This is a genomic window from Nonomuraea sp. NPDC050790 (assembly GCF_044456745.1).
In the GTDB taxonomy this organism is placed as follows: Bacteria; Actinomycetota; Actinomycetes; order Streptosporangiales; family Streptosporangiaceae; genus Nonomuraea.
The window spans coordinates 973,616-996,116 of record NZ_JBITGF010000001.1; the positions used below are offsets into that span (position 1 = coordinate 973,616).

Annotated in this window: 21 protein-coding genes; 8 read left to right on the forward strand and 13 right to left on the reverse strand. The window is 71.1% G+C overall.

Going from position 1 to position 22,501, the window contains the following annotated elements:
• Positions 1–3: 3 nt before the first annotated feature.
• Positions 4–1,227: a glycosyltransferase gene (locus tag ACIBEJ_RS04470; protein ID WP_397181177.1), complete on the reverse strand. Its 1,224-nt coding sequence runs from the start codon at positions 1,225–1,227 to the stop codon at positions 4–6.
• 387 nt (positions 1,228–1,614) lie between these two features.
• Between ACIBEJ_RS04470 and rpoB the strand changes: the two genes are divergently transcribed.
• A complete protein-coding gene (rpoB, locus tag ACIBEJ_RS04475; RefSeq protein WP_397181178.1) occupies positions 1,615–5,019 on the forward strand; it encodes a DNA-directed RNA polymerase subunit beta in 3,405 nt (1,134 codons plus the stop codon).
• A gap of 46 nt (positions 5,020–5,065) precedes the next feature.
• Here rpoB and ACIBEJ_RS04480 read toward each other — a convergent pair whose 3' ends face one another.
• The 4 genes from ACIBEJ_RS04480 to ACIBEJ_RS04495 all read right to left on the reverse strand — a co-directional run bounded on the left by ACIBEJ_RS04480 (position 5,066) and on the right by ACIBEJ_RS04495 (position 8,139).
• Positions 5,066–6,259 (reverse strand): hypothetical protein, encoded by a 1,194-nt coding sequence (locus tag ACIBEJ_RS04480; RefSeq protein ID WP_397181179.1) that lies wholly within the window; start codon positions 6,257–6,259, stop codon positions 5,066–5,068.
• Positions 6,260–6,326: 67 nt separating this feature from the next.
• Positions 6,327–7,109, reverse strand: a complete 783-nt coding sequence (locus ACIBEJ_RS04485; protein ID WP_397181180.1) for a hypothetical protein — start codon at positions 7,107–7,109, stop codon at positions 6,327–6,329.
• The gene (locus tag ACIBEJ_RS04490; RefSeq protein WP_397181181.1) at positions 7,106–7,606 is read right to left on the reverse strand and encodes a SigE family RNA polymerase sigma factor; all 501 of its coding nucleotides are present in this window, start codon (positions 7,604–7,606) and stop codon (positions 7,106–7,108) included. The genes ACIBEJ_RS04485 and ACIBEJ_RS04490 overlap by 4 nt, the downstream gene beginning before the upstream one ends.
• 68 nt (positions 7,607–7,674) lie before the next feature.
• Complete coding sequence (locus tag ACIBEJ_RS04495; protein ID WP_397181182.1) at positions 7,675–8,139, reverse strand: pyridoxamine 5'-phosphate oxidase family protein; 465 nt, start codon at positions 8,137–8,139, stop codon at positions 7,675–7,677.
• A 51-nt stretch (positions 8,140–8,190) separates the two neighbouring features.
• On the opposite strand from ACIBEJ_RS04495, the gene ACIBEJ_RS04500 reads away from it, so the two are divergent.
• The 4 genes from ACIBEJ_RS04500 to ACIBEJ_RS04515 all read left to right on the forward strand — a co-directional run bounded on the left by ACIBEJ_RS04500 (position 8,191) and on the right by ACIBEJ_RS04515 (position 11,762).
• On the forward strand, positions 8,191–9,087 hold the full coding sequence (locus ACIBEJ_RS04500; protein ID WP_397181183.1) for an alpha/beta fold hydrolase: 897 nt from the start codon (positions 8,191–8,193) through the stop codon (positions 9,085–9,087).
• A gap of 484 nt (positions 9,088–9,571) precedes the next feature.
• Positions 9,572–10,426, forward strand: a complete 855-nt coding sequence (gene sigJ, locus ACIBEJ_RS04505; protein ID WP_397181184.1) for an RNA polymerase sigma factor SigJ — start codon at positions 9,572–9,574, stop codon at positions 10,424–10,426.
• Between the two features lie 251 nt (positions 10,427–10,677).
• Entirely contained in the window at positions 10,678–11,220 is a 543-nt protein-coding gene (locus tag ACIBEJ_RS04510; protein ID WP_397181185.1) for an FAD-dependent oxidoreductase, read from the forward strand.
• The gene (locus ACIBEJ_RS04515; RefSeq protein WP_397181186.1) at positions 11,217–11,762 is read left to right on the forward strand and encodes an FAD-dependent oxidoreductase; all 546 of its coding nucleotides are present in this window, start codon (positions 11,217–11,219) and stop codon (positions 11,760–11,762) included. The genes ACIBEJ_RS04510 and ACIBEJ_RS04515 overlap by 4 nt, the downstream gene beginning before the upstream one ends.
• A gap of 186 nt (positions 11,763–11,948) precedes the next feature.
• Here ACIBEJ_RS04515 and ACIBEJ_RS04520 read toward each other — a convergent pair whose 3' ends face one another.
• A complete protein-coding gene (locus ACIBEJ_RS04520) occupies positions 11,949–12,326 on the reverse strand; it encodes a hypothetical protein (RefSeq protein ID WP_397181187.1) in 378 nt (125 codons plus the stop codon).
• A 224-nt stretch (positions 12,327–12,550) separates the two neighbouring features.
• On the reverse strand, positions 12,551–13,012 hold the full coding sequence (locus ACIBEJ_RS04525) for a hypothetical protein (RefSeq protein WP_397181188.1): 462 nt from the start codon (positions 13,010–13,012) through the stop codon (positions 12,551–12,553).
• Positions 13,013–13,174: 162 nt separating this feature from the next.
• Here ACIBEJ_RS04525 and ACIBEJ_RS04530 point away from each other — a divergent pair, with 162 nt between their 5' ends.
• Positions 13,175–14,746 (forward strand): ABC transporter substrate-binding protein, encoded by a 1,572-nt coding sequence (locus ACIBEJ_RS04530; protein WP_397181189.1) that lies wholly within the window; start codon positions 13,175–13,177, stop codon positions 14,744–14,746.
• Positions 14,747–14,763: 17 nt separating this feature from the next.
• A complete protein-coding gene (locus ACIBEJ_RS04535; RefSeq protein WP_397181190.1) occupies positions 14,764–15,108 on the forward strand; it encodes a hypothetical protein in 345 nt (114 codons plus the stop codon).
• Here the strand turns inward: ACIBEJ_RS04535 and ACIBEJ_RS04540 are convergent.
• The 5 genes from ACIBEJ_RS04540 to ACIBEJ_RS04560 all read right to left on the reverse strand — a co-directional run bounded on the left by ACIBEJ_RS04540 (position 15,089) and on the right by ACIBEJ_RS04560 (position 20,357).
• Positions 15,089–15,898 carry an SDR family NAD(P)-dependent oxidoreductase gene (locus ACIBEJ_RS04540; RefSeq protein ID WP_397181191.1) on the reverse strand — a complete coding sequence of 270 codons (810 nt, stop codon included), beginning with the start codon at positions 15,896–15,898 and terminating at the stop codon, positions 15,089–15,091. The two genes, ACIBEJ_RS04535 and ACIBEJ_RS04540, sit on opposite strands and share 20 nt — an antisense overlap.
• Before the next feature lie 75 nt (positions 15,899–15,973).
• Positions 15,974–17,284 carry an ABC transporter substrate-binding protein gene (locus tag ACIBEJ_RS04545; RefSeq protein WP_397181192.1) on the reverse strand — a complete coding sequence of 437 codons (1,311 nt, stop codon included), beginning with the start codon at positions 17,282–17,284 and terminating at the stop codon, positions 15,974–15,976.
• 12 nt (positions 17,285–17,296) lie between these two features.
• Positions 17,297–18,103: a carbohydrate ABC transporter permease gene (locus ACIBEJ_RS04550; RefSeq protein WP_397181193.1), complete on the reverse strand. Its 807-nt coding sequence runs from the start codon at positions 18,101–18,103 to the stop codon at positions 17,297–17,299.
• An 8-nt stretch (positions 18,104–18,111) separates the two neighbouring features.
• A complete protein-coding gene (locus ACIBEJ_RS04555; protein ID WP_397181194.1) occupies positions 18,112–19,047 on the reverse strand; it encodes a carbohydrate ABC transporter permease in 936 nt (311 codons plus the stop codon).
• Positions 19,044–20,357, reverse strand: coding sequence for a glycoside hydrolase family 36 protein (locus ACIBEJ_RS04560; RefSeq protein ID WP_397181195.1), 1,314 nt, complete (start codon positions 20,355–20,357; stop codon positions 19,044–19,046). Before ACIBEJ_RS04560 ends, ACIBEJ_RS04555 begins: the two co-directional genes overlap by 4 nt.
• A gap of 162 nt (positions 20,358–20,519) precedes the next feature.
• Between ACIBEJ_RS04560 and ACIBEJ_RS04565 the strand changes: the two genes are divergently transcribed.
• Complete coding sequence (locus ACIBEJ_RS04565) at positions 20,520–21,716, forward strand: ROK family transcriptional regulator (protein WP_397181196.1); 1,197 nt, start codon at positions 20,520–20,522, stop codon at positions 21,714–21,716.
• Here ACIBEJ_RS04565 and ACIBEJ_RS04570 read toward each other — a convergent pair.
• Positions 21,656–22,480 (reverse strand): phytanoyl-CoA dioxygenase family protein, encoded by an 825-nt coding sequence (locus ACIBEJ_RS04570; RefSeq protein WP_397181197.1) that lies wholly within the window; start codon positions 22,478–22,480, stop codon positions 21,656–21,658. The two genes, ACIBEJ_RS04565 and ACIBEJ_RS04570, sit on opposite strands and share 61 nt — an antisense overlap.
• Positions 22,481–22,501 lie beyond the last annotated feature (21 nt).

Genomic DNA, 22,501 nt, shown 5'->3' on the forward strand with positions numbered 1-22,501 from the left:
CCTTCAGCTCCGAATTCGGGATTCCTGGGCGACCGTCTCGAGCAGCAGCTTCGCCGCCGCCTCCGCTCCGTCGGCGCGCACGGCGCCGGCCAGGGTGCTCGCCCGCGCGGCGGTCGCGGGGTCCAGCGCCGTGCGCAGGGCGGCCGACAGCGAGCCGGCCGTCGGCGCGGGCCCGTCGTGTGCCGCGCCGACGCCCAATGCGGCCACGCGCGCGGCCCAGAAGGTCTGGTCGCCCGCCTGGGGAACCACGACCTGCGGCGCGCCGGCCAGGGCGGCGGTCGTGGTGGTGCCGGCGCCGCCATGGTGCACGACCGCGGCGACCCGGCCGAACAGCTCCTGCTGGTTGACCTCGCCGACGGCCAGGCAGTCGTCCCGGTCGTCGACCGGGGCCAGGCCCGCCCAGCCGCGCCCGAGCAGCACGCGCCGGCCCTGCCCGCGCGCCGCCTCGACGGCCGCACGGGCAGTGCCGTCCTGGAGGCCGCGCATGCTGCCGAACCCGACGTACACCGGCGGCGGACCGGCTTCCAGGAACGCCGCCACCTCCGGCGGCAGCGGCCGCTCGTCGGGCAGGATCCACGCGCCGGTGCGCACGACGCCGAGCTCGCCGGTCTCCTCCCACGGGTCCAGCACGGGGTCGGCGGCCAGCCACGGGTTGCCGGTGAACAGGAACGCGCGCACGTCCGTGACCGGCGGCAGGCCGACCGAGGCCCGGTGGTCGTTGAGCGCCTGGCCGTGCACCGTGTTGAAGCTCTGGGCGTTCAGCTCCCACAGCGCCCGGTTGCCGGTGACGCCCGCCGGGAGCCGCTGGCCGGGAAGGACCTGCGCGGGCGGCGCGCGGTGCGGCGTCGGCAGCAGGTACGAGCAGAACGTCGCGTACCTGTAGACGATGCCCAGCTTCTCGGCCGCCGAGCGGGAGGCGAAGTGCGCGAGCCCGGTGGCCACCAGCGCGTCGCAGCCCTCGGCCGCCGCGAGGACCGTGTCGTAGAGCGCGGCCAGCTCGGACACGCGCCGGGAGGCGGCGTCCGCCGTGGACGGGCGCGCCATCGTGCTCATCGGCGGCCCGAGCGGCACCAGCGGCACGCCCGCTCCGGCCAGCAGCCTCGCGAACTCCTCGTCCGGCGGCGCGCACATCCGCACCTCCGCGCCGAGTCCGCGCAGCCTGACCGCCAGTGCCAGCATGGGCCCGACGTCGCCGCGCGAGCCGTACGTTGACAACAACACCTGCATTCTTCCCCCTGTTTCCGCAGGTTCTGGCTTCGGCCAGCGAGTATGCGGCATGACGGGGGGCTTGCCGCAAGCCCCCCGTTGCGCTATACGTTGAGAGTGGAAAGGCGCGGGTCCTCCCCTTTCCCTGCGCGCCGGAGCGCCTCTTCTCGCCGGGCACGGCGTCGCCTTCTTGATCATCGAGAAACGAATTGACGAGTCCCTTCGGAGCATGCCATACTGAAAATGCGTTGAGATTGACATGCATAGTAGTTGTGGACTTTCGTTTGCGTTTTGGGTTATGATGCCCTTCCGCACGACCTTCTGGTGTCCCGCTTTCGCCTAGCGATTGACGGGGCGTCTGGCATGCGTGCGCACGGATTCATCCGCGCCGCCTCGGAAGGACAACTGTTGTCAGCCTCACGCAATGCTCCACCTCGCCTCTCCTTCGCCCGTATCCAGGAGACCCTCGAAGTCCCCGACCTGCTGGCCATGCAGACCGAGTCCTTCGACTGGCTTCTGGGCAACGACAACTGGCGGGCCCGCAAGGACCTCACGCCCCAGTCCGGCCTGGAAGAGATCTTCGAGGAGATCAGCCCGATCGAGGACTTCTCGGGCACCATGTCCTTGTCGTTCCGCGACCACCGGTTCGAGCCGCCCAAGCACTCGGTCGAGGAGTGCAAGGACAAGGACATGACGTTCACCGCGCCGCTGTTCGTGACCGCGGAGTTCATCAACAACGCCACCGGCGAGATCAAGAGCCAGACGGTGTTCATGGGCGACTTCCCGCTCATGACCCCGAAGGGCACCTTCATCGTCAACGGCACCGAGCGGGTCATCATCTCCCAGCTCGTCCGTTCGCCCGGCGTCTACTTCCACCGCAGCCTCGACAAGACCTCCGACAAGGACCTGTTCGGCTGCCAGGTGATCCCGTCGCGCGGGGCCTGGCTGGAGTTCGAGATCGACAAGCGCGACAGCGTCGGCGTGCGCATCGACCGCAAGCGCAAGCAGCCCGTGACCGTGCTGCTCAAGGCGCTCGGCTGGACCACCGAGCGCATCCTGGAGCGCTTCGGCCAGTACGAGTCGCTGCGCGCCACGCTGGAGAAGGACCACACCGCCGGCCAGGACGACGCCCTGCTCGACATCTACCGCAAGCTCCGTCCGGGCGAGCCGCCGACCAAGGAGTCGGCGCAGACCCTGCTGGAGAACCTGTACTTCAACCCCAAGCGTTACGACCTGGCCAAGGTCGGCCGCTACAAGATCAACAAAAAGCTTGACGTGGACGCGGAGATCACCCAGACCACGCTCACCGAGGACGACCTGGTCGCCACGATCGATTATCTGCTGCGCCTGCACGCGGGGGTTGAAGGCGCGGAGACCGACGACATCGACCACTTCGGCAACCGCCGGCTGCGCACCGTGGGCGAGCTCATCCAGAACCAGGTCCGCCTGGGCCTGGCGCGTATGGAGCGCGTCGTGCGCGAGCGCATGACCACCCAGGACGTCGAGGCGATCACGCCGCAGACCCTGATCAACATCCGCCCGGTCGTGGCCTCGATCCGGGAGTTCTTCGGCACCTCCCAGATGTCGCAGTTCATGGACCAGACCAACCCGCTGGCCGGTCTGGCCAACCGGCGGCGCATGTCCGCGCTCGGCCCCGGCGGCCTGTCACGGGAGCGGGCCGGGGTGGAGATGCGCGACGTGCACCCCTCCCACTACGGCAGGATGTGCCCGATCGAGACGCCGGAAGGCCCGAACATCGGCCTGATCGGCTACCTCGCGTGCTTCGGCCGGATCAACGCCTTCGGCTTCGTCGAGACGCCCTACCGCAAGGTCGTCGACGGCAAGGTCACCGACCAGATCGACTACCTCACCGCCGACGTGGAGGACCGCTACGTCAAGGCGCAGGCCAACACGGCGCTCAATCCCGACGGCAGCTTCGCCGAGCGGCGGGTGCTCGTGCGCACCAAGGGCGGCGAGACCGAACTCGCGCGGGCCGAGGAAGTCGACTACATGGACGTCTCGCCGCACCAGACGGTATCGGTCGGCACGTCGATGATCCCCTTCCTGGAACACGACGACGCCAACCGCGCCCTGATGGGGGCGGGGATGCAGCGGCAGGCCGTACCTCTGCTCAGGAGTGAGGCGCCGCTGGTCGGGACCGGCATGGAGTTCCGTGCCGCGACCGACAGCGGTGACATGATCGTCGCCGCGAAGGCGGGCGTGGTCGAGGAGGTCTCGGCCGACTACGTCACCGTGATGAACGACGACGGCACCCGCACGACCTCGCGGGTGGCCAAGTTCAGGCGCTCCAACCAGGGCACCTCGTTCAACCAGAAGCCCATCGTCGCCGAGGGCGACCGGGTGGAGGCCGGGCAGGTGATCGCCGACGGCCCGTGCACCGAGTCCGGGGAGATGGCCCTGGGCAAGAACCTGCTGGTCGCGTTCATGCCGTGGGAGGGTCACAACTACGAAGACGCGATCATCCTGTCCCAGCGGCTGGTCCAGGACGACGTCCTGTCCTCGATCCACATCGAGGAGCACGAGGTCGACGCCCGTGACACCAAGCTGGGTCCCGAGGAGATCACCCGGGACATCCCGAACGTCTCCGAGGAGGTCCTGGCCGACCTCGACGAGCGCGGCATCATCCGCATCGGCGCCGAGGTCGAGCCGGGCGACATCCTGGTCGGCAAGGTCACGCCCAAGGGCGAGACCGAGCTGACTCCCGAGGAGCGGCTGCTGCGCGCGATCTTCGGGGAGAAGGCCCGCGAAGTGCGTGACACCTCGCTGAAGGTGCCCCACGGCAAGTCGGGCAAGGTCATCGAGGTGCGGGTGTTCTCCCGTGACGAGGGCGACGAGCTTCCCCCCGGTGTCAACGAGCTGGTCCGCGTGTACGTGGCACAGAAGCGTAAGATCACCGACGGTGACAAGCTCGCCGGCCGCCACGGCAACAAGGGCGTCATCTCCAAGATCCTGCCGGTCGAGGACATGCCGTTCCTGGAGGACGGCACGCCGGTCGACATCATCCTCAACCCGCTGGGCGTGCCCGGCCGGATGAACATCGGGCAGGTCCTGGAGAACCACCTGGGCTGGATCGCCGCCCGCGGCTGGGACATCTCCGGTGTCGAGGACGCCTGGGCGCGGCGCCTGCGGGAGAAGGGGTTCGAGCGGGTCGGGCCGCGTACCAACGTGGCGACGCCGGTCTTCGACGGGGCGAACGAGGAGGAGATCGTCGGCCTGCTCGGGCACACGCTGGAGACCCGCGACGGCGAGCGGCTGGTCCAGGAGAGCGGCAAGGCGCAGCTGTTCGACGGCCGCTCGGGCGAGCCGTTCCCGTACCCGGTCGCCGTCGGGTACATGTACATCCTCAAGCTGCTGCACCTGGTGGACGACAAGATCCACGCCCGGTCCACCGGTCCGTACTCCATGATCACCCAGCAGCCGCTCGGCGGTAAGGCCCAGTTCGGTGGCCAGCGCTTCGGTGAGATGGAGGTGTGGGCGCTGGAGGCGTACGGCGCGGCCTACGCCCTGCAGGAGCTGCTGACCATCAAGTCCGACGACGTCCTGGGCCGGGTCAAGGTCTACGAGGCGATCGTCAAGGGCGAGAACGTCCCCGAGCCCGGCATCCCCGAGTCCTTCAAGGTGCTCATCAAGGAGATGCAGTCGCTGTGCCTGAACGTCGAGGTGCTCTCCAGCGACGGCATGTCCATCGAACTGCGCGACACCGACGAGGACGTCTTCCGCGCGGCGGAAGAACTCGGCATCGACCTGGCCCGGCGCCCCAACGAGGGCGCGATGTCGGTCGACGAGATCTGACCCTCGCGGGCCGGTGCCCGCACCAGGCGGGCACCGGCGGGGTCGCTCACGTGAGGGCGGCGCCGTAGGCGGTGTCCACCCGCGCGCGCAGGTCGCCGGGCAACAGGGCGGCGGCCTCGCGGATCGCCGCCCGGCCTGCGTCGTCGGCGTGCGGGGCCAGGGTGAGCGCGAGCCGTACCGCACGCTCGCGCAGCGCGGGGTTGTCCACCCCGAACACGCAGGCCAGTGCCCCTGCCGCGGCGCCCGCCCGCGGCCGCGGCGTGCGCGCCAGCCATCGCACGGCGGCCTGCGCGAACTTCTTCTCCCGCCGGTACGCCAGCGCTCCCACGGCCTCGGCGAACAGTTCGTCGCCCAGCAGCCCCGCCTCCTCGGCCCGCCACAGCTCCTCCACCGCGAGCTGCGCCAGCGGCGCCGGAGCCCTCGGCAGCAGGCGGACGAAGTCGGACACCGGCAGCTCGTCCGGCTCCGGCTCCAGCAGCCGCCAGAGCCGCGCGAACGGGACGATCTCCTCGGCCGGCCCGTCGGCCAGGAAGCGGGCGGCGCAGCCCTCGACCAGCGTCGCCCTCGGCACCCGTCCCTCGTCGGCCAGCACCGCCAGTTCGGCGAGGATGCCCAGATCCAGCCGTTCGTCCAGGCTCAGGGGTGCGCCCACGCCCTGGGCACGGAACAGCCGCGGCACCATCGCGACGAGCAGCGGATCGCCGCCCACGCCGCCGAGCCCCCAGCGCCGCCGCAGCACCAGCCGCCAGACCCAGCCGACGACGAACGCGTCGCCGTCCGGCGGCTCGATGCCCGTGTCGGCCACCAGCGCCGCCGCCAGGTCCCAGCCGGGCATCCCCTCCTCGCGCCGCCGCGCCCTGCCGGTCTGCGGGCGCAGCCGCCGCGCCAGCCGTACGGCGAGGTCAGCCCGCCACTCCACGGTACGGCGGCGCAGCACGGACAAGATCCGCAGCGCGTCGCGCTCGGCGTTGAGCGGCAGGCGCAGCTCCCTGCGGTTCAGCCAGGCCGCCACCTGCTCGGCCCCGGTGAAGCAGGCCGCCCCCGCGAGCCTGTACCCCGGCGCCATGGCCTCGATGTCCCAGCGGGCCTCGAGGCCGCCGCGCAGCTCCTCGGCCAGGTGGCCGGGCAGCCGCAGCGCGACCGCGTGCCTGCCGAGATCGTTCAGCCCGTTGAGGAACCTCGCCAGGTCCTCCTCCTCGCCCGCCTCGATGCGGTCGAGGACCTCTCTCCAGGGGTTCACCGGGACGCCTCGTGTCCCACACAAGCGATCATGGCGGGGACCATAGCCACCGGCCCCGACAATTCGGTCAGGGCATGCTCTCGCCGCGTCCGGCGGAGCTCGGACGGTCGTAAGCGCCGATCGCCCACGCGCCCGGACGCTCGCCGACCTCCGTGAAGAGGCGCTCGAGCACGTCCTTCCTCGGCAACATGGCACTGGCCATCCGCTCGTCGCACGTTCCGTCTTCGGTCAACCGGCGGCAGTGGCCCAGTTCTTCGGCGACCCTGACGACGGGGGCGTCCGGCGGGAAGACCCACACCTGGACTGTTTGCGGGCCCTTGAGCCATCCGGACGGCGCGGAGCGGCGGTCGTGGTGTCCTCCTCCTCCGTTCCCGCACCGCCCGCTCGTGCCGCTTCTTTCCCCGCTCTTGGTGAGGGTCGAGACGACGACCCAGGCCTGAGGATCGGCGCAGACCACCTTGAAGCCTGTGAAGACACTGGTCGGCGTGAACGTCATGGTCCTGACCACCCCCGTCGTGTCGAAGTGCCGGGACGCGATGAGGGAAAGGGAGAACTTCTCGGCCCCCAGCACCACGGCGTACCTCTCGGGCAGGCGCGGGGGCGTCTCGACCCCGGCTGAGGCGGGCGTCTGGGCCGCCACCACGGCCCGCTCTGGTTGGGCGGGGACGGTCAGCAGGACGGCCGCGGTGGCGGCGGTCAGCGCCGCCGCTGCCCCCAGAGCTCGCCGGGTCAGGCGCGTGCGGCGGCCGCGCCGTACGATCTCGTCGAGGCGGGGGAGGGACACCCTGCCGGCCGCGTCGTGGGAGCGCTGGTCGAGGAGTGTGCGCAGGTTGCTCTCGGTGTGCCTCATCGCTGGAGCTCCTCCAGGTTCAGGGTGCGGATGTCCGGATCGACGCGCAGGCGGGTCAGCGCCCTGCCGAGCTGGCTCTTGACCGCGCCCAGCGAGCAGCCGAGGATGGCCGCGACCTGGGTGAGCGTCCGGCCCTCGAAGTAGTGCAGGACGATCACCGCCCGCTGGCGCGGCGACAGGGCGCCGACGGCTGCCCACAGCGCCACCTGGTCGTCCACGGCGGACGCCCGGTCATCGGGGTCGGCGGTCTCGGGCAGGGTCTCGACCGGCAGCTCGCCGCGCCACGACCGTCGCCACCAGGTGGCGTGGGTGTTCACGATGATCCGATAGACGTACGGATCGGGGTTGCCCTCGATCCTGCGCCAGGCCTGCCACGCCTTCGTCAGCGCGGTCTGCACCAGATCCTCGGCCCTGCCCCAGTCGCCGGTGAGGAGGTACGCCATCCGGCACAGCCGTAGATGGCGGTGTGCCACGTACTCGGCGAACCCGTCGTCCATCGGTCATCTCCGTCTCGTCGACTCCGGCGATGACTACTACCTGGGGTGCGTGTTCGGATGACAGGGGTTCAGTGCGGCGGGGAGAGCCACCTGCCGTCGAGCATGATGTCGCGGCCGGGGAGTTCGTTCACCTCGCGCCAGGCCTGCACGTGCAGCGGGACGAGCCGGTAGTAGGGATAGGAGCCGCGCTGCGTCCGAGGGTCGAAGCCCGCCTTGGCCGCGAAGGCGTCGCCGGCCTCGACCGGCAGCTCCGCCGACGGGATCACCTCGGCGAGCTTCGCGTGGATCAGGACGACGTCGCGCGTGTGCCCGAGTGCCACCCTGACCCTGCCAACGGCCTCCAGGAACCTGGCCGTCGGATTCGACCTGGCCGTGGAGACGAGCAGCGCCTCGCCGTCCCACAGAAAGGACAAGGGCATCAGGTACGGCAGGCCGTCGGGGCCGGCGGTCGCGAACCAGGCGTCGACGTCGCGGTCGAGTCTTTCGAGGGTGTCGCCGACGCGCTGGGTGAGGTCACGGGCAGGAGGATTCACACAGGTCAGGGTAGCGTCCACGCTTTCGTCGGACCGCCGGAGTAGTGTCCGATGAGTTCCCGACGCGAGAGGGGTCTGTTCGTCATGACCACGCACACGCTCAAGACCGACGAGGCCGACCTCGTCTACGACGTCCACGGCCCGCTGCCCACGGCCGACGGGCGGCCGCCGCTGTTCCTCATCGGCCAGCCGATGGACGCCGCCGGCTTCTCCTCGCTGGTGGAGCACTCCGCCGAGCGCACGGTGATCACCTACGATCCGCGCGGCCTCGGCCGTAGCGTCCGCAAGGACGGCAGGACCGACCACTCGCCCACCACGCAGGCCGGTGACGTGCACGCCATCATCGAGGCGATCGGCGGCGGCCCGGTGGACATGTTCGGCAGCAGCGGCGGCGCGGTGACCGCGCTGGCCCTCGTGGCCGCCCACCCGGGCGACGTCGCCACCCTGGTGGCGCACGAGCCGCCGATCATCCCGGCGCTGCCCGACGCCGAGGCGGCCGAGCGGGCCAGGGCCGCGGTCCGCGACGCCTACGAGAAGAACGGCTGGGGCGCGGGCATGGCGAGCTTCATGGTGCTCAGCCAGTGGAAGGGCGAGTTCACCGACGAGTACTTCGCCCAGCCCGCGCCGGATCCGGCCGCTTTCGGCATGCCCGCCGAGGACGACGGGACGCGCGAGGACCCGCTGCTGTCCGACCATTCGTGGGCGGTGAGCGACTACCGGCCCGACGTCGAGGCGCTGGCCGCGGCGCCGACGCGGATCGTGGTGGCGGTGGGTGAGGAGTCGGCCGACGTGTTCACCGGTCGTACCGCCGTGGCGACCGCCGAACTGCTCGGCCAGGAGGCCACGGTCTTCCCCAGCCACCACGGCGGCTTCATGGGCGGCGAGTTCGGTTACGCGGGCCAGCCGGAGGCGTTCGCCGGTAAACTCCGCGAGGTGCTCAACGGCTGACCCGCGCGCCCGGTGAACGGGCTCAGCCCGCGCCCCGAGGCGCGGGCTTACCTCGCGCATGCCGAGGCGCGGGCTCGGCGTGCCCCGAGGCACGGGCTTGCTTCGCGCATGCTGAGGCACAGGCCTGGCGTGCCCCAAGGTGCTGGCTTGCTTCGCGTACTCCGAGGGGGGCGGGGTTGCTTCGCGTGCCCGAGGACCGGCTGGGCCCGTGCGCGGGTACGGCCGTACTCGGGCACGGCTGGCTTCCGAAGACGGGGCGGTGTGACGAAGCCGCTGGCCTCGCCTGCTTTGGCGTGGACGAACCGTCGGGCAGGGGCGGCCTTGGGAGGACGACCGCGTCGGGACATCGGTGCCGCGCGGCCCCGCCCCTCGAAGGGGTCGGCAGACGGATGTGACGCGGCGCGGCGGCCGGTGGTCCAGGTGGGGTCGGGGTGGAGGGGCTGCCTAGAATCGGAGGCCGTTCGGCGATCCGGGGGAGGGCCGGGTGGAGCTGGCTGACTGGCATGGGCATCGGGCTGCCGTGTTCGGGGCGGCGTACCGGATTCTCGGGTCTATCGCCGAGGCCGAGGACGTGACGCAGGAGGTGTGGCTGCGGGCGGCGGACGCGGATCTGTCCGAGGTGCGGGATCTGCGGGCCTGGCTGGTGACCGTGTCCGCCAGGACGGCGTACAACGTGCTGAAGTCGGCTCGGGTCAGGCGCGAGTCCTACGTCGGGCCCTGGCTGCCGGAACCCCTGCTCACCGGGCCCGATGCCGCCGCTCAGGTGCTGATGGACGAGTCGGTGAGCACCGCGATGCTGGTCGTCATGGAGACACTCGCCCCCGCGGAACGGGTCGCGCTGGTGTTGCACGACGTCTTCGGCCTTCCCTTCGACGAGGTCGCGCGGGTACTCGGGAACACCTCCGCCGCCAGCCGCAAGCTCGCCTCGCGCGCTCGGGCCAGGGTCGCGGCGGTCGAGGAGCGGCCGCGGGCCTCCAGGGCGGAGACCGAGCGGGTGCTGCGGGCGTTCAAGGCGGCCGCCGACGCGGGTGACATGGCCGGGCTCGTCGCGCTGCTGGACCCCGAGGCTGTGTACGTCGGCGACGGCGGCGGCCAGGTGACCGCCGCGCGCAGGCCGCTCCAGGGCGCCGAGCTGATCGCCATGCTCGCGGTCAGGACGATCGAGATCCTGCGTCCCGACGCGTTCCAGATCATCGAGGTGAACGGCAGTCCCGCCATGGCCACCTACTCCGGCGGGCGGCTGGTCTGGGTGGACACCGTGGAGATCGTGGACGGCCGGATCACCGCGTTCAGGAGACTGGCCAATCCCGAAAAACTCGGCCACCTCGGTCACATCTGAGCCCGCTGTGTTGTCTCCCTGCCGAACTCCCGGTCCCGGGGGTGAAGCTGAGAGAGGACGGGACGAGATGGCACACGTAGTGATCATCGGAGGCTGGCTTCGCAGGCGTGTGGAGCGCGGCAGGAGCAGCCCTGGCCCGCGCGAACACGGCACGAGCCCGTGGAGCTGCGGGGCTGGCTCCGCGAGACGCGGCGCCGGCGCGTGAGGAAGCGGCGCTGACGCCTGGGGATGCGGGGCTGGCGCGTGGAGACGTGGGGCTGGCGCGTGGGGACGTGGGGCTGCGGGTTACGCTGATCGCGTCGGATGAGCACCTGGTGTTGCGGCCGCGGCTGTACGAGCCGGAGCCGGAGCTGGCCAAGGTGGAGCTGGGCCGGATTCTCGGGCCCATCGGGGTGGAACATCTGCGGGCGTCGGTGACCGCGATCGACACCGGCCGTCGCGTCGTGGTGGCGGGCGGGACGGAGGTCGGCTACGACCGGCTGGTGCTGGCGGCGGGTAGCAAGCTCGTCCAGCCGCGCGGGCTGCCTGGCGCGGGTCGGCTCTTCGACATCGACACCCTCGACGGCGCTCGGCGGCTGACCGAGCATCTGCGGGGGCGCGCGGACTACTCCGCCGTGGTCGTCGGCGCCGGGTTCGTCGGGCTGGAGGCGGCGACCGAGCTGGCCGGACGCGGACGGGTGCTGCTGGTGGATCGGTCTGAGGTGGTCGGGCATCAGCTCGGCCCCGTCCGCGTGCGCAGATCGAGGCCGCGCTGGACGAGCTGGGGGTCGAGCGGCGGCTTGGCACCACGGTGACGGAGGTCGGCGACGGGTACGCGGCGCTGTCCGACGGCAGCAAGTTCGAGGCGGACGCCGTGGTGTGGTCCGTCGGGCTGCGCGCCAGCGAGCTGACCCGGCAGATCTCCGGCGAGCTCGACCATCTGGGACGGGTGCCGGTGGACCGCAGGCTGCGGGCGCTGCCGGAGGTGTTCGCCGCGGGTGACACGGCGGCTGCGCCGTACGACGAGGAGCGGACGGTCATGCAGGCGTGCCAGCACGCCACCCCGCTCGGCAAGGTGGCGGGCTACAATGCCGCGGCGGACCTGCTCGGGCTGCCCCTGCGTGACTTCACCCCCGGCCCGTACGTGACCTGCCTGGATCTGGGCGGGGCCGGAGGGGTGTTCACGCGGGGCTGGGACCGCAGGGTGATGGCCTCGGGCGCCGAGGGCGGGGAGATCAAGCGGCGGATCAACGAGTACATCCACCCGCCGGTCGACGACGAGGCGCTGATCCTGACCGCCGCCGACCAGGTCTACATGGACCTGCCGTTCTTCCCCCGCCCCGAACAGGCCGCCTGACCCGGGTCCCCGCTTGGCCCCGCACAGCGCGGGTGCGGGCCGAGCGCTCCCCTAAGGCGCGGGTGCGGGCCGTCCGTTCCCCTAAGAAGCGGGTGCGGGGCGTTGATCCCTTGAGACGCGGGTGCGGGGTGTTCGATCCCGTACGGCGCGGCGGCCCGCACCGGGCTCGCCGCGCCGCGCCATTCCTCAGGGGGTGCCGGAGCGGCAGATCGGGGTGGTGTGGAACTGGACGGAGGCGCCCGAGCCGTCGGAGACCACGGCGCGGATGTCGTACCGGAAGGTGGGCTGGCAGCCGATGCCCACGAACGAGCGGTTGTCGAAGGAGGGGATGTGGTTGCCGTTGACGGACCAGCGGATGGCGACCGGGGCGACCGCGCCGCTGTAGTCGACCTCGCACAGGAAGCGGCGGGCGATCGCCTCGCATCCGGCGTAGTCGAGGGTCAGGGCCATCGCGCTCGCCGACTGCGTGGCCGAGGCGGAGGCGGGGGAGGTGAGGGCGGCCGGCGCCGTGAGCAGGGCGGCCGCCATGACGGCCGGTAGCGCGATTTTGTACGACTTACGCATTCCAATCTCCTTTTGAGAAATCGGGTGTCGTGTCCGGACGGGATGGCCCGTCCAACCCCTTGCTTCGCTGGGTCGGGGGTCGCGGATGAAGGGGCCGCCTCAGTGTAGAGATCTCCACCGGGCCATGGCCGGGAGTTGCCCCAGACACGGTCGCGGTTCGGGTGCTCCGGCAGGTTTCCGGTGGCCGCGTTCCCCACACCGCCGCATCCTCGTACGAAACTCGGCTACCGGCCCTTGCCCGGCGAGACGGACAGCACGGCCCTGCCGTTCCTGATCGACACGAGCGTCACGTCCACCGGAGTCCTGTCGCGGAAGGAGAAGCTGGAGCCGCCCCCCTCGCCGAGGGTCTGCTCCGCGCCGCCGCCGTGCGGATACTCCACCCAGAACGTGATCCTGTCCGCCTTGACGGCCACGATCTCGAACTTCGGGTAGTAGAACTTCTTCGCGTTCAGCCAGATCGTGACCGGCTTGGACAGCTTCAGCAGGCAGTCGCCGTCGTAGCAGTCCTTGACCTTGGTGGTGGGTTCGCGGGTGGGAGAAGGAGAGGGAGTCGGGCTGGGGGTCTCGGGGGCGGGTGTGCTCACCGCGGGCGTGCTCGCCGCGGGAGTGGAGGAAGGGGCGGCGGCCTGGGGCGAGCCGCAACCCGCCAGGGCACACACGGCGAGCACGGGAAGGAGGTTGCGCATGCTGCGTCGTCCCAATCACTGGGGGCCGGGGTCCCTCCCAGAACTATCCGACCGGCCCCGGGAGGGGTCCCCGGCGCGGGTCGGGTGCGCAGCACGATGCGGCGGCGGAGTTTCGTGGGCTGGCACGAAGATGCGGGGGCGGCGAGGCACCACTGTTCGTGCATGAAGAAAGCAGCGGTGCTCGCCGCGTTGGCTCTGGCCGCGGCCGCGTGTGGCGGCGGCGGTGCGCAGGCGCCCTCGGGCGCTCCCGTCTCGGGTGGCACGTTCACCTACGCCCTGGCCGCCGACCCCGGCGTGCTCGATCCCGCCACCGGCGTGCTCGGCGCGACCAACCTGGTGCTGTCGGTCGCCTACGACACGCTGGTCGCCGGTACCGACGACGGCACGATCGTGCCGGCGCTGGCCGAGAAGTGGGAGGTCAGGCCGGACTCGGTGACCTTCACCCTGCGCAAGGACGTCACCTGCTCCGACGGCTCCAAGCTCACCCCCGCCGACGTCGCGCAGAACGTCAACCACATCGCCGACCCGGCCACCAAGTCGCCCATCTACGGCGTCCTTCTGCCGACGGGGATGAAGGCCACCGCCGACGACGCGGCGGGGACGGTGACGCTGTCCACGCCCAAGCCGTTCTCCTTCATCCTGCAGAGCGCCGAGAGCCTGTTCATCGTCTGCGGCAAGGCGGTCAAGGACCGCGCGTCCATCGCGCGAGCCACCTCGGGAACGGGCCCGTACGTGCTGAAGTCGGCCGTGCCCGGCGACTCCTACACCTTCGAGGTCCGCAAGGACTACGCCTGGGGCCCGAACGGGGCGACCTCCAAGGGGCTGCCCGACAAAGTGCTGCTGAAGGTGGTGCCCAACGAGCAGACCGCCGCCAACCTGCTGCTGGCCGGCTCCATCAACGGGGCCACGTTCTACGGCGCCGACCGCACGCGCCTGGAGGCGGCCCCCGGCATCGGCAAGATGCTGCCGTCGGCCGGCCAGCACCAGTTCTTCTACCACCAGGGCGAGGACCGCCCCACCAAGGATCCGGCCGTACGCAAGGCGCTGACCCAGGCCGTCAACCTGACCGAACTGGGCGGCATCGCCACCAGCGGCACGGGCAAGCCGGCGACCGGCATGGTCGCCGAGCCCCGGCCGTGCAAGGGCGACAGCGTGGCCGGGCACGTGCCCGCCTACGACGTCGCCGCCTCGGCCGCCGCGCTGGACGCCGCCGGATGGAAGGTGGGCCCCGACGGGATCAGGGTCAAGGACGGCAAGCGGCTGACGCTGCGCTACCTCTACGTCACCACCAGGGGCGCGGGCATCCAGGCGGCCGCCGAGTACCTGGCCGCCACCTGGAAGAAGGCCGGCGTCGAGGTCAAGCTCAACGGCGTACTGGACACCAAGCTGGCCGAGTCGCTGAACGCCACCCAGGACTGGGACGTGGCCTGGCTGCCGATCGGCGTCACGCTGCCCTCGCAGCTCGTCGGCTTCCTCAGCGGGCCCGCGGCGCCCAAGGGGGCCAACTTCGCCCACCTGGACAACGCCCGCTACACCGAACTGGTCGCGCAGGCCACGCTGAAGCCCGGCGAGGAGGGCTGCAAGCTGTGGCTGGAGGCCGAGTCGGCGCTGTTCGAGAACGGGGACCTCGTGCCCGTCGCCGACAGCACGGTGCTGGTGGCCACCAGGAACGCCACGTTCAGCCTGGTCCTCGGGCTCTTCGACCCCACCACGATTCGGCTCACCCAGGGCTGAGCACCACAATGGGCCGCGTGGATCACATGCTGGAGCACGGGCCGGTCGGACTGTGGCGCTCGGCGACGGGCACCGCCGCGGCCGTCTTCGGCGAGGAGATGCTCTTCGCCGGAGACGGCACCGGCGAGCTGCGCGGCTACTCGGCCCTGTTCGGCGAGGAGCGCGAGCCGTTCACGTGGCGGATGGTGGCGCGGGCCAGGATCGGCATCACGATGGCCGGCGACCAGGAGGAGATGCTGGTCGAGATGGAGTTGCGGCGTCAGGCGTCGGACGTGGGGGAGTCCGTCGTCATGGCGGAGCCGGGGAGCGACGGCTTCGGCCCCGCCGCCTTCCCGCTGGCGTTCATCCGCTCGTCCGGGTGAGGTGGAAGTAGCGGCCGTACAGGTGCCGGAAGAGCGGATGGGGCAGGACGGCGCGCAGCCACGGCAGCATGCGGGCCTGGCCGCCGACCCGGTAGACGGGGCGCATGCGGCGTGACTCGACGGCCCGCACGATGCCCGCGGCCACCGGCGCGGGCGAGGGGCCGTCCACCTGCAGGCGGCGGAAGCGGTCGATGACCCGGGTGCGGACCGGCTCGTAGCCGGCGATCGGTTCGCTCTCGCGCATGGCGGCCGCCGCCCCCGTCCGCACGCTGGTGGCCTCGACGCACGCCACCTGCACCCCGAACGGCGCCACCTCGTAGCGCAGCGCCTCGGCGTAGTGGCTGAGCGCGGCCTTGCTGGCCGAGTAGATCGAGTGGAAGGGGATGGCGGCGACCGCGGCGGTGGAGCTCATGAGGACCAGCCGGCCCGCCGCCTGGGCGCGCATCGCCGGCAGCACCGCGCGGACCAGGCGGTGGGCGCCCAGCAGGTACGCCCGCAACTGGGCCAGGGCCAGCTCGTCCGAGGTCTCCTCGGCGGCCCCGGCGACGTAGAAGCCCACGCTGTACACCAGCGCGTCCAGGCGCCCGTGCCGGTCGAGGACGTGGTCCACGCACGCGCGTACGGAGCCCTCGTCGGCGACCTCCAGGGCGACGGGGACCACGCCGGGCACGTCCACGCGGGCCGGCGCGCGGCTGGAGCCGTACACCTGGTGCCCGCGGAGGGCGAGCGCCCGCGCGGCCTCCCGTCCGACGCCCGACGAGGCGCCCGCCACCAGGACCACAGAGGTCATCGCCGTCCTCCTCAGATCGTGCCCTGACGCTAGAGGAGTGAGTGCAGAAAATCAACCCACCTGGTCACGTGGGGGTTACTTGATCGTCGCGTTGCCCTCGGAGACGGCCTGGTCGAGCCCCTGCTTCACCGGGAGGCGGCCCAGGTAGATCTCGTTGAAGATCGAGTTCAGCTTCTGCTCGAAGCCCGTCCATCCGGTCACGATCGGCATGTTGAACGTCGTGCCCTTGGACTCCTCCAGGTAGGGCGTGACGTCGATCTTCTTGGTGTTCTTCCAGAAGTCGACGTACCCCTGCGCCAGCGCGTCGCCCTTGAGCGCGGGGAAGGCGAAGCCCTGGTCGGCCATCGACTTCTGCGCCTGCTCCGAGCCGAGGTAGGCGGCCAGCTTCTTGGCCTCCTCCAGGTGCTTCGACTTGGCGTACACCGCCTCGCCCAGGCCGTTGATGTTGGCCGAGCGGCCCTTCGGGCCCTCCGGCATCATGGCGACGCCGATCTCGAACGCCGCCTCCGGAGCCACGAACGGCAGCAGCGCGTTGTTGGCCGGGTACATGGCGATCTGGCCGCCCTTGAACATGTCGGCGGCGGTGCCGGTGGGCGGGTTCGTCCGGCTGGCGGGCGGCGAGACCTGGTGCTTGTTGACCAGGTCCACGCCGAACTGCACCGCCTGGACCGAGGCGTCGTCGTTGAAGGTGTACTTGCCGAACGGCTTGTCGATGAGCTTGCCGCCGTTGGACTCGATCCAGTTCATCCACTGGGTCTGCGAGTGGTTGGCCGAGGCGAAGCCGTACACCTTGGTCTTGGCGGCGTCGAAGCCGGGCTCGCCGGGGTGCTTGCCCGCCTCGTCCACCGTCAGCTTCCTGGCCAGCTCCAGCAGCGTGCCGGAGCCGTCGGGGGCCCAGGTGAGCTTGTCCGGCATCTCCACGCCGGCCTTCTTGAACAGGTCCTTGTTGTACAGGACGCCGGGCATGCCCCAGTCCTTGGGCACGCCGTACAGCTTGCCCTCATAGGTGTTGGAGGCGACGACGTTGGGGTGGAACTTCGCGGTGTCCAGCCCGAGCGAGCCGAGGTCGGCGAGCACGCCCTTGGTGGCGAACTCGGGGAAGAAGGAGACCTGCATCCAGAACACGTCCGGCCCGCTGCCCGCCACCGCGTCGGCGGTGAGCTTGGTCCAGTAGTCGTCCCAGGGCAGGACCTCGATCTTGACCTTGATGCCCGGGTTGGCCTGCTCGAAGGCGGCCATGACCTTGTCGTAGCCGGCCTTCTGCTGCTCGTCCCAGATGCGGTAGGTGAGCGTCACCGGGCCGCCGCCGCTGCCCGAGGAGCCGCAGGCGGCGAGGGGGAGCAGGGTCAGCGCCGCCAGGGCGAGGCGCAAGCGGGGGGATTTCATGGGGCACGCCTTTCACTTCAGCCCGGTCAGCACGACGGACCGGACGATGTATCGCTGGAAGAAGATGAAGATCACGACCATCGGGACCAGCGCGATCAGCCCGCCGGACATGATCGCCGTGTAGTCGACCCCGATGCCCACCTTGAGCGCGGCCAGCGCGACGGTGATGACCTTGGTCTCGTCGCCGCTGGTGATGATCAGCGGCCACATGAAGCTGTTCCACGAGGAGATCACCGTGATGATCGCCAGCGTGCCCAGCGCGGGCTTGCACAGCGGCAGCAGTACCCGCACCAGGATCGTCAGCGGCCCCGCGCCGTCGATGCGCGCGGCCTCCTCCAGCCCCGCGGGCAGGCCGCGGAAGAACTGCCGCATCAGGAAGATCCCGTACGGCGTGCCGAGGATGTACGGCACCAGCAGCCCGCCCCAGGTGTTGATCAGGTCGAGCTGGCGCATGATGAGGAACAGGGGGATGACCGTCACCGCGACCGGCACCATCATCGTCGCGACGAACAGCCAGAACAGCGTCTCCCTGCCGCGGAAGCGGAGCCTGGCGAAGGCGTAGGCGGCGAACGTGGTGAACACGAGCTGCCCGGCGGTCAGCGTGAGCGTCATGATCAGCGTGTTGAGGATGTAGCCGGGGAAGTCGCCGGCCAGCAGCTTCTCCAGGTTGGCCGTCGTGGGCGGGTCGCCGGGCAGCCAGGGCGCGGTGGTGTGGAGCTGGGCGCGGTCCTTGAAGGCGGTCAGCACGACCAGCAGGTAGGGGAAGACGGAGACGAACGCTCCGGCGACCAGGACGGCGTAGAGGAGGAATCGCTTCACGGTCTGCCTCAGCTCAGGTCGTAGGTGGTGCGCTTGCTGAAGAACCGGATCTGCGCCGTGGTCACCGCCAGGATGATCAGGAAGAGCAGGATCGACAGCGTGGCCGCGTAGCCGAAGTCGAACTCCCTGAACGCGGTGTGGAAGATCTTGTAGTTGAAGACCGTCGTCGACTCGCTGGGCCCGCCCGCGGTCATCGAGTAGATGGTGTCGAAGGCCTGGAAGGCACCGATCATGTTGGTCACGGTGACGAAGAACATCGTGGGGTTGAGCAGCGGCAGCGTGACCCGGAAGAAGCGCTGGCGGGCGGTGGCCCCGTCGGCGGAGGCGGCGTCGTGCAGCTCCCGGGGGATGCCCTGGAGCCCGGCCAGGAAGAACAGCATGTTGTAGCCGGTGTTCTGCCAGACGCTCACCAGGGCGACGGCCGGCAGCGCCAGCGAGGTCTCCGACAGCCAGGCGGGGCCGGTGACGCCGAACACCTCCAGGAACCGGTTGATCGCGCCGTCCCTCGGGTCGAAGATCCAGCTCCAGACCAGGCCGAGCACCATCGGCGTCGCGATCCAGGGGATCACGAACAGCGCGCGGAAGAACCGCACGCCCCTGAGCTTCTGGTTCACCAGCATCGCCAGCGCGAGCGCCAGCACGGTCTGCAGCGGGATACAGAGCAGGACGTACAGGACGGTGACGCCGAGCGAGCTCCAGACGGTGCCGTCGGCCGCCATCGTGACGTAGTTGTCCAGGCCGACGAAGACCGGGTCCGACAGCAGCTCCCAGTCGAACAGGCTCAGGCCGAAGACGATGAGGACCGGCAGCAGGAGGAAGGCGAAGACGCCGAACAGGCTGGGCGCGACGAACACGTACGGGTGCAGGGCGTGCCAGCGGCGGCGCGACCGGTTCCGCTTCGCCCGGGAGGCCGCGGCCGACAGGGGCCGCGCGTCGGCCGTCACGACGGATCCGTCCTGGTCGGGACCAGCAGGCGTCTGGTCGTCTCCAGCCCCCAGGCGTCCAGGGCGGCGATCGGGTCGCTGGAGCCGCGCAGCCCGCCGGTGGCCGCGATGTGCGCGGCCCAGTCCTCGCGGGCCTCCATCGCGGGCCGGGCCAGGAGGCAGTCGGGGTCGTTGACCCACCAGCGGGCGTGCAGGAACTCCCTGGCCGCGCCGGCCAGGCGGGCGCCGAGCTGCGAGGGCTGGCTGAGGTCGCCGGACCTCGGCAGCAGTGTGGGGGCGATGTCGGGGCTGACCCGCATGATGTCGACGAGCCCGAGGCTGGGCAGCATCGGCGCGCCGCAGCCGTGGAGGGTGGCGTCCGGCCCGGCGCCCTCGCGGATCAGCTCCAGGCCGCGCCGGTAGGCGGTGATGGGGTCCACGTCCTGGTGGCGGCGGCCGGGGAGCGCGCCGGCGTAGATGTAGTCGAGCTTGAAGTGGGTGAGGCCGAGCGCGGCCAGCCGCCGGAAGACGTGGACCAGGTGGGCGGCGGCGTCGGGGTGGGTGACGTCGAGGACGGCGAGGTCCTGGTCCCACATGTGCCCGGCGGAGACCCCGGGCACCAGCCAGTCGGGGTGCTCGCGGAAGATCCGGCTGTCGTGTCCGGCCAGGAAGGGCGCGACCCAGATGCCCGCCCGCCTGCCCGCTTCGGTGATCGCGCCGACCGCGCGCTCCAGCGAGCCGAACTCCGGGCGCAATTCCAGCCAGTCGCCGATCCCGGCCTCGTAGCCGTCGTCGATGAGGAACATGTCGGCGTCCAGGCGGTGCCGTGCGGCCAGTTCCAGGTTCTCCAGGACGTCGGCCTCGGTGACCTTGTCCCAGTAGCCGTACCAGGTGCACCACATGGGCGCGACCTCGGGGAAGGACTCGGGGGCGTGGCCGGCCGCGAGCGTGGTGGCCCACTCGCGCAGCGCCGGGTCCAGGCCGCCTTGGGTACGGCGGTGCCGTACCGGGCCGTCGGCCGAGACGACCAGCCGGTCGCCCACGCGGCGGGCCCGGATCGAGGGGACCTCCAGGGGGCCGGGCGCCGACCACAGCTCGACCGGGCCGCCGTCGCCCGGGTCGATCGCGAGCAGGCCCTCACCCTGGAACACCCCGGCGGGCACCGGCGTCTCCGGGCGGTAGCAGAGGGTCTGGATCGTGGGGTCGGCCGCGCGGGGCGGCCGCTCGTCCAGGCGGTAGGCGCCCGTCGGGCTCCACGACTGCCAGCCGTGCTCGAAGACCAGCGCGTTCCGGGGATCGCAGCTGACCTCGCCGACGTCTGCGAACGGCATGAGGCTCGTTTCCTCTCGCTACTTACGAAGGAGTGCTTCATTACTAGCACCGTCGCGATCGGCCGGTCAATGCCGATTACCGCCCGAAAACCAGGGAAAATGCGCTGAACCGCGCACTGGCATACTGCTCACATAACCAGGAAAGCTCCATTAGGGAGGACGATGACGAACCTGCGCGGCGGTGACCTGTCCCGGCTGAGACAGCTCAACTCGCTGTCGGCCCTGCGCGCGCTGCGCGGGGCCGGGCCGCTCACGCTCTCGGCCCTGGCCGAGCGGACCGGTCTGTCCAGGCCCTCCACCAAGGACGTCGTCGACGAGCTCATCGAGCTCGGCTGGGTCGTCGAGGTGCCGCCGAGCGCGGGCAGCATGGGCCGCCCCGCCCGGCGCTACCGCTTCCGCGCCGACAGCGGCTACCTGGCCGGCATCGACATAGGCGCGCACAACGTCCGTGCCGCGCTGGCCGACCTCGACGGCGAGGTCCTGGCCGAGACCCGGCAGCCCGTCCTGCCCGAGGCCCCGCTCGCCGACCGCCTGGCCGCCATCGAGCGCGCGGTGGCCGGGTGCCTCGCGCTCAGCGACAAGCGCATGACCGACCTCTGGACCGTCGCCGTCGGCACCAACGGCGTCGTCACCCCCGAGGGCCACGTCGTCTACTCCGCCGCCATCCCCGCCTGGCGCGGCCTCGATCTGGCCGCCGAACTGCGCCGCATGTTCCCGTGCGAGGTGCTGATCGAGAACGACAGCAGGCTGGCCGTCCTCGCCGAGTCCAAACGCGGGGCCGCGCGCGGCGCGGGCGACGTCGTCTTCCTGCACATCGGGCGGCGCATGGGCGCGGCCCTGATCATCGACGGCAAACTCCACCGGGGGTACGGCGCCGCCGCCGGCGAGATCGCCATGCTGCCCGAGGCACGCTGGTTCGACGCCCCCGAGCACCTGCACACCTGCCCCGCCGTCCCCGCCGACGTGCCGCCGGAGGACGCGGCGGGACACACGCTGGCCGCGGCCAGGGACGGCGACCCCGTCGCGCTGGCCTGCGTCGAACGCTTCGCCGACGACCTGGCCGTCGGCACCGCCGCCATGGTCCTGCTGCTCGACCCCGAGGTCGTCGTGCTCGGCGGCGGCTTCTCCCGCTCGGCCGACGTGCTGCTGCCGCCGCTGAGCGAGCGCCTCGAACGCGTCTGCATGCGCATGCCCGAGGTCCGCGCCTCGACGCTGGGGGAGGAGTGCGTGGTCTTCGGCGCCATCGAGTACGCCGTCGACCACCACGACCGCCACCTGTTCGCCGACGACCCGGGCGCTCAGCGGTCGCCGGGCTCGGCCGGGCAGGGGTCGCCGACGTGGACGCGCGGCACCGGGTAGAGCACGTTGCGCCGCCGCTCCGGCAGTTCCTTCAGCCAGGCGTCGTCGTAGGCGTAGCCGTACCGGCTGCCGGCCCACACCGGCCCGTAGCGGTAGATGAGGACGCGGCGCTCACCCGGGTTGGTCCTGGTGGAGCCGCCGTGCATCAGCCCGTCCACGAACAGCAGCGCGTCGCCCTTGTTCAGGTAGGCCGGGATCGCGCCCGGCAGCGTGTCCATGCGGTCGCCGCGCGCGTAGTCGCCGGCCAGCGGGTGCGGGAAGTTCGACTTGTGCGAGCCGGGCACCACCATCGTGGCGCCGTCGCCGGGCCCGACGTCGGTCAGCGCGAGGATCACGTTGACCTGGCCGCAGCGGAAGACGCCGTGGTCGTAGCGGTAGCCGCAGCGCAGGGCCGTGCGGTAGCCGCCGGAGTGGACCGGGTGATGGCCGCCGGACTCCCTGATCGAGGCGATCGTCTCGTCGATGAAGACGCCGGGGATATAGCTGTCCTCCTCCCCGGCGTAGTGCTTGACCAGCTCGAACCAGCTCGGATGGTCGATCAGCTCCTCGAACGGCCGGCCCGCCGCCACCGCCTGGTGCAGCTCGAACCCGGTCTCCGGCGTGTAGTCGCGCCGCTGGCCGCCGCGGTACCACTCGCCGCGGGCCAGATCGCGCGGGAAGGCGTCGAACTCGGCGTTGAGCCGCGCCAGCAGGTCCTGGCCGACCGCGTTCTCCAGGATCAGGTAGCCGTTGAGGTCGAACATGAAGTCGTCGAGCTCGGACATGGTGTGTGCCTCCGCGTCAAA

Excerpts from the sequence above, each read along its gene's own strand:
- ACIBEJ_RS04565 (WP_397181196.1), top strand. The coding sequence starts at position 20,520 with ATGACGAACCTGCGCGGCGGTGACCTGTCCCGGCTGAGACAGCTCAAC.
- ACIBEJ_RS04520 (WP_397181187.1), bottom strand. The coding sequence starts at position 12,326 with ATGCGTAAGTCGTACAAAATCGCGCTACCGGCCGTCATGGCGGCCGCC.
- ACIBEJ_RS04490 (WP_397181181.1), bottom strand. The coding sequence starts at position 7,606 with ATGGACGACGGGTTCGCCGAGTACGTGGCACACCGCCATCTACGGCTG.
- ACIBEJ_RS04560 (WP_397181195.1), bottom strand. The coding sequence starts at position 20,357 with ATGCCGTTCGCAGACGTCGGCGAGGTCAGCTGCGATCCCCGGAACGCG.
- ACIBEJ_RS04530 (WP_397181189.1), top strand. The coding sequence starts at position 13,175 with ATGAAGAAAGCAGCGGTGCTCGCCGCGTTGGCTCTGGCCGCGGCCGCG.
- ACIBEJ_RS04500 (WP_397181183.1), top strand. The coding sequence starts at position 8,191 with ATGAGTTCCCGACGCGAGAGGGGTCTGTTCGTCATGACCACGCACACG.
- ACIBEJ_RS04545 (WP_397181192.1), bottom strand. The coding sequence starts at position 17,284 with ATGAAATCCCCCCGCTTGCGCCTCGCCCTGGCGGCGCTGACCCTGCTC.
- ACIBEJ_RS04470 (WP_397181177.1), bottom strand. The coding sequence starts at position 1,227 with ATGCAGGTGTTGTTGTCAACGTACGGCTCGCGCGGCGACGTCGGGCCC.
- ACIBEJ_RS04570 (WP_397181197.1), bottom strand. The coding sequence starts at position 22,480 with ATGTCCGAGCTCGACGACTTCATGTTCGACCTCAACGGCTACCTGATC.
- ACIBEJ_RS04485 (WP_397181180.1), bottom strand. The coding sequence starts at position 7,109 with ATGAGGCACACCGAGAGCAACCTGCGCACACTCCTCGACCAGCGCTCC.
- ACIBEJ_RS04525 (WP_397181188.1), bottom strand. The coding sequence starts at position 13,012 with ATGCGCAACCTCCTTCCCGTGCTCGCCGTGTGTGCCCTGGCGGGTTGC.
- ACIBEJ_RS04540 (WP_397181191.1), bottom strand. The coding sequence starts at position 15,898 with ATGACCTCTGTGGTCCTGGTGGCGGGCGCCTCGTCGGGCGTCGGACGG.